Source organism: Massilia sp. ST3 (assembly GCF_018119405.1).
Classification (GTDB): domain Bacteria; phylum Pseudomonadota; class Gammaproteobacteria; order Burkholderiales; family Burkholderiaceae_D; genus Telluria.
Genome location: NZ_JAGPWC010000127.1, coordinates 1 through 5,073, shown reverse-complemented (window position 1 = coordinate 5,073; position 5,073 = coordinate 1). Strand labels below are relative to the sequence as shown.

General features: G+C 65.3%; 6 protein-coding genes. 2 read left to right on the top strand and 4 right to left on the bottom strand.

What is annotated here, in order from left to right:
• The 4 genes from KBW98_RS23440 to KBW98_RS23425 form a co-directional block, all read right to left on the bottom strand.
• Window positions 1–276 (bottom strand): hypothetical protein (locus KBW98_RS23440; RefSeq protein ID WP_229429386.1); only part of this gene is annotated, 276 nt, incomplete at its 3' end.
• A gap of 3 nt (window positions 277–279) precedes the next feature.
• The gene (locus tag KBW98_RS23435) at window positions 280–1,737 is read right to left on the bottom strand and encodes an NAD(P)(+) transhydrogenase (Re/Si-specific) subunit beta (protein ID WP_211522582.1); all 1,458 of its coding nucleotides are present in this window, start codon (window positions 1,735–1,737) and stop codon (window positions 280–282) included.
• On the bottom strand, window positions 1,734–2,051 hold the full coding sequence (locus KBW98_RS23430; protein ID WP_211522581.1) for a proton-translocating transhydrogenase family protein: 318 nt from the start codon (window positions 2,049–2,051) through the stop codon (window positions 1,734–1,736). Before KBW98_RS23430 ends, KBW98_RS23435 begins: the two co-directional genes overlap by 4 nt.
• Window positions 2,052–2,060: 9 nt before the next feature.
• Window positions 2,061–3,173 (bottom strand): Re/Si-specific NAD(P)(+) transhydrogenase subunit alpha, encoded by a 1,113-nt coding sequence (locus KBW98_RS23425; RefSeq protein WP_211522580.1) that lies wholly within the window; start codon window positions 3,171–3,173, stop codon window positions 2,061–2,063.
• A gap of 249 nt (window positions 3,174–3,422) precedes the next feature.
• Between KBW98_RS23425 and KBW98_RS23420 the strand changes: the two genes are divergently transcribed.
• Together KBW98_RS23420 and mnmA are read left to right on the top strand one after the other, a co-directional pair.
• Window positions 3,423–3,905: an NUDIX hydrolase gene (locus tag KBW98_RS23420; RefSeq protein ID WP_211522579.1), complete on the top strand. Its 483-nt coding sequence runs from the start codon at window positions 3,423–3,425 to the stop codon at window positions 3,903–3,905.
• A complete protein-coding gene (gene mnmA, locus KBW98_RS23415) occupies window positions 3,895–5,025 on the top strand; it encodes a tRNA 2-thiouridine(34) synthase MnmA (protein ID WP_373888998.1) in 1,131 nt (376 codons plus the stop codon). Before KBW98_RS23420 ends, mnmA begins: the two co-directional genes overlap by 11 nt.
• Window positions 5,026–5,073 lie beyond the last annotated feature (48 nt).

Below are 5,073 nucleotides of genomic sequence, written 5' to 3'. Positions count from 1 at the left end.
CCCAAACAAACCCCTCCCCCCCCCCTCCCCGGGGGGGCGCCCCACCCCCCCCAACCCTACCGTCGCGAGTTCGTCGACCGTGCTGTGCTTCGGCGTGGCGTCTTCGTGGAACAGATCCGCCAAATACTCGCACAGGTCGTCTGCCGCGATATCCGCAGGGACGATGAAATCGGCAGGCCGGCGCTTGCCTTCCGCGCCCAGGTACCAGGCCTGCCACTTCCCTTCCGCCCCGCTCACTGCCACCAGGGTGCCGAACACGTTGAAGCGGAATTCCACCGCTTACTCCACCGCCTTGACCATCGACTCGATCACCTTCTTGGCGTCGCCGAAGACCATCATCGTATTGGGCTGGTAGAACAGGTCGTTGTCCAGGCCCGCGTAGCCCGAGGCCATCGAACGCTTGTTGACGATGATGCTCTTGGCTTTATAGGCCTCCAGGATGGGCATGCCGGCGATCGGCGACTTGGGATCCTTGGCCGCCGGGTTCACCACGTCGTTCGCGCCCAGCACCAGCACCACGTCGGTCTGGCCGAATTCGCCGTTGATGTCCTCCATTTCGGCCACCTGGTCGTAGGGCACCTCGGCCTCGGCCAGCAGCACGTTCATGTGGCCCGGCATGCGCCCCGCCACCGGATGGATCGCGTAGCGCACCTGCACGCCGTGTTCCGTCAGCTTGTCGACCAGTTCCTTCACTGAATGCTGGGCGCGCGCCACCGCCAGGCCGTAGCCCGGGACGATGATCACGCTTTCCGCGTTCTGCATGATGAAGGCCGCGTCTTCCGCCGATCCCGACTTGACCGGGCGCTGCTCCTTGGCGCCGCCGGTGTCGGCGGATGCCTCGCCGCCGAAGCCGCCCAGGATCACGTTGAAGAAGGAACGGTTCATCGCCTTGCACATGATGTACGAGAGGATCGCGCCGCTCGAGCCCACCAGCGAACCGGCGATGATCAGCATCGAGTTGTTCAGCGAGAAGCCGATGCCCGCCGCCGCCCAGCCCGAGTAGGAGTTCAACATCGACACCACCACCGGCATGTCGGCGCCACCGATCGGGATGATGATCAGGACGCCCAGCACGAAGGACAGCGCGGCCATGATCACGAACGGGGTCCAGGCCGGCTCGATTCCGTCGGCGAAGCAGAACACCAGGCCCAGCGCGATGATGGCGATCGCCAGCACCAGGTTCAGGATGTGCTGGCCGGCGAAGCGCACCGGCGCGCCCTGGAACAGGCGGAATTTATACTTGCCCGACAGCTTGCCGAAGGCGATCACGGAACCGGAGAAGGTCACCGCGCCGACGAAGGTGCCGATGAAGAGCTCGAGCCGGTTCCCGAAGGGCAGCGGCGTGGTGCGGGTGGCGATGTTGAAGGCCCAGGGCTCGGACACGGCGGCCACCGCGATGCAGACGGCGGCCAGGCCGATCAGCGAGTGCATGGCCGCGACCAGTTCCGGCATCTTGGTCATCTCGACCCGCTTGGCGGCGACCGCGCCGATGGCGCCGCCCACCACCACGCCCAGCAGCACCAGGGGGAAGCCCATGCCGCCGCTGGTAGCCAGCTCGGCCTGCAGCTTGAAGATCAGGGCGACGGTGGTGAGCACCGCGATCGCCATGCCGGCGATGCCGAAGGTGTTGCCCATGCGTGCGCTGCTCGGGGAGGACAGGCCCTTGAGCGCCTGGATGAAGCAGACCGAGGCGACCAGGTAGAGCAGCGTGACGACGTTCATGCTGATGAAGTTCATGCTCCTCCCTCCTTCTTGGCGCCGCCCTTGTCCTTCTTCTTGAACATCTCCAGCATGCGCTGGGTGACCATGAAGCCGCCGAACACGTTGACGGCGGCCAGCGCCACCGCGACCGTGCCCGCGACCTGGCCGGTGAGGCCTTCGGTGAGGCCGGCGGCCAGCATGGCGCCGACGATGATGATGGCAGAGATGGCGTTGGTGACCGCCATCAGGGGCGTGTGCAGCGCCGGGGTGACGGTCCAGACCACGTGGTAGCCGACGTAGATCGCCAGCACGAAGATGATCAGGTTGATGATGGTATGGCTGATTTCCATGCTTCCCTCTTATTTACGCAGCACTTCGCCGTTCGCGCACACCAGGGTGGCGCGCACGATCTCGTCTTCGCGGTCGATGAAGAACTTGTCTTCCTTGTCGATCACCAGCTTGAGGAAGTCGAGCACGTTGCGGGCGTACAGGGCCGAAGCATCCGCCGCGACCAGGGCCGCCAGGTTCGGCTCGCCGATGATGTGCACGCCGTGCTTGACCACGGTCTTGCCCAGCTCCGTGAGCGGGCAGTTGCCGCCCTGCTCGACCGCCATGTCGACGATCACCGAGCCCGGCTTCATGGCCTTGACCGTGTCTTCGGAAATCAGCACCGGCGCCTTGCGGCCCGGGATCAGGGCGGTGGTGATGATGATGTCGGCCTGCCTGGCGCGCTCGTGGACCAGCTCGGCCTGGCGGCGCATCCAGTCGGCGGGCATCGGGCGCGCATAGCCGCCCTCGCCCTTGGCGATCTCGCGTTCCTCGTCGGTCAGGTAGGGCACGTCGATGAACTTGGCGCCCAGCGACTCGACCTGCTCCTTCACCGGCGGACGCACGTCCGAGGCCTCGATCACGGCGCCCAGGCGCTTGGCGGTGGCGATCGCCTGCAGGCCGGCCACGCCCACGCCCATGATCAGGACGCGCGCGGCCTTGACCGTGCCGGCGGCGGTCATCAGCATGGGCATGAAGCGTCCGTAGGTGTTGGCGGCCAGCATCACGGCCTTGTAGCCGGCGATGTTGGCCTGGGACGACAGCACGTCCATCGATTGCGCCCGCGTGATGCGCGGCGCCGCTTCCAGGGCGAAGGCCGTGATGCCGCTGGCGGCCAGCAGCCCGGTGTTGTCGGCATCAAAAGGATTCAGCATGCCGACCAGCACCGCGCCCTGCTTCATCTGGGCGCGCTCCCCGTCGTTCGGGCTGCGTACCTTGAGCACCATGTCGGCGCCCAGTGCCGTTGCCGCATCGACAATGCTCGCTCCGGCCGCCTCATAGGCCGCGTCCGGTACCGACGCCTGGACGCCGGCGCCGCTCTGCACCAGGACCTGGTGCTTGGCGGCCAGTTTCTTGACGGTTTCCGGGGTTGCTGCCACCCGGGTTTCGCCCGGCCGGGTCTCGGCCGGTATGCCTATCCTCATGAATCCCCCCAAGCTTTGGAATGAACTGTCTTCCAATCTATCATGTAATTACGACCATTGCTCTAGAATAAATATTCTTCAAACAACATGGGATTGTGGCGAGGAGTTTGCTTGCGAACCAGTCGAATTGCCGTAGAGTTTGTGGTAAATCAAGCCAAATTAGCGACAAGCAAGCGTACTGAAGAGGTCGTTGCTGAGCAGAGCTGCCTTAGGTCAAGGTAGAATGTCGGCTCATTTTCAAGGACAGGCATGACCGATATCTTCAAACCATCAGTTACCGTGGCCGCGATCATCGAACGCGATGGCCGTTTCCTGCTGATCGAGGAGGAGACCAGCGAAGGCATCAAGCTGAACCAGCCGGCCGGCCACCTCGACCCGCACGAGTCCCTCGAGCAGGCGGTGGTGCGCGAGGCGCTGGAGGAAACCGCGCACGAGTTCATCCCGCGCGCGCTGGTGGGCATGTACATGTCGCGCTATCACTCGAAGTCGCGCGGCACCGATGTGACTTACCTGCGCTTCACCTTTTGCGGCGAACCCGGGCGCCAGCTCGACCAGCCGCTGGACGAGGGCATCCTGCGCACCTTGTGGATGACGCGCGACGAAATCGCCGCCACCGCCGAGCGCCACCGCAGCCCCATCGTGCTGCAGTGCGTCGACGACTACCTGGCCGGCCACCGCACCCCGCTGCACCTGCTGTACACCCATCCGTCGGTGTTCGAGGGTGGCATTTAAAGAATACGGAAACACCATGAGCAAGAAAAAAGTCGTGATCGGGATGTCGGGCGGCGTCGACTCCTCGGTCGCGGCGTGGATGCTGAAGGAACAGGGCTATGAAGTGATCGGCCTGTTCATGAAGAACTGGGAAGACGACGACGATTCCGAGTACTGCTCCACGCGCCAGGACTGGATCGACGCGGCCAGCGTGGCCGACGTGGTCGGCGTGGACATCGAGGCCGTCAACTTCGCCGCCGAATACAAGGACCGCGTGTTCGCGGAATTCCTGCGCGAGTACCAGGCCGGCCGCACGCCCAACCCGGACGTGCTGTGCAACGCCGAGATCAAGTTCAAGGCCTTCCTCGACCATGCGATGAAGCTGGGCGCCGACCTGATCGCGACCGGCCACTATGCGCGCGTGCGCCAGAACGGCGCCAGGTTCGAGCTGCTCAAGGCGCTCGACAGCACGAAGGACCAGAGCTACTTCCTGCACCGCCTGAACCAGGCGCAGCTCTCGAAGTCGCTGTTCCCGCTGGGCGAGATCGCCAAGACCGAGGTGCGCAAGATCGCCGAGAAGCTCAAGCTGCCGAACGCGGCGAAGAAGGACTCGACCGGCATCTGCTTCATCGGCGAGCGCCCCTTCCGCGACTTCCTGAACCGCTACCTGTCGTACAAGCCGGGCCCGATGAAGCTCGACGACGGCACCGTGGTCGGCGAGCACGTCGGCCTGTCCTTCTACACCCTGGGCCAGCGCAAGGGCATCGGCATCGGCGGCCTCAAGTCGCGCAAGAACGCCGACGGCACCAGCGAACCCTGGTTCGTGGCGCGCAAGGACATCGAGCAGAACACCCTCTACATCGTGCAGGGCCACGACCATCCCTGGCTGCTGTCGAAGCGCCTGGAAGCCGGCCAGGCCAGCTGGATCGCCGGCGAGGCGCCGGAGCCGCGCGCGCTGTCCGCCAAGACGCGCTACCGCCAGGCCGACGTGGCCTGCAGCGTCCAGGCGCAAGGCCTGGACCGCTTCGCGCTCGACTTCGCCGAGCCGCAGTGGGCGGTGACGCCGGGGCAGTCGGCCGTGCTGTATGACGGCGACGTCTGCCTGGGTGGCGGGATCATCGACAGCAAGTCGGGTATCTGATCCGTAGGGTTGGCGGCGCCGCCGCCCACCCGGGGGCAGGCCACAGCG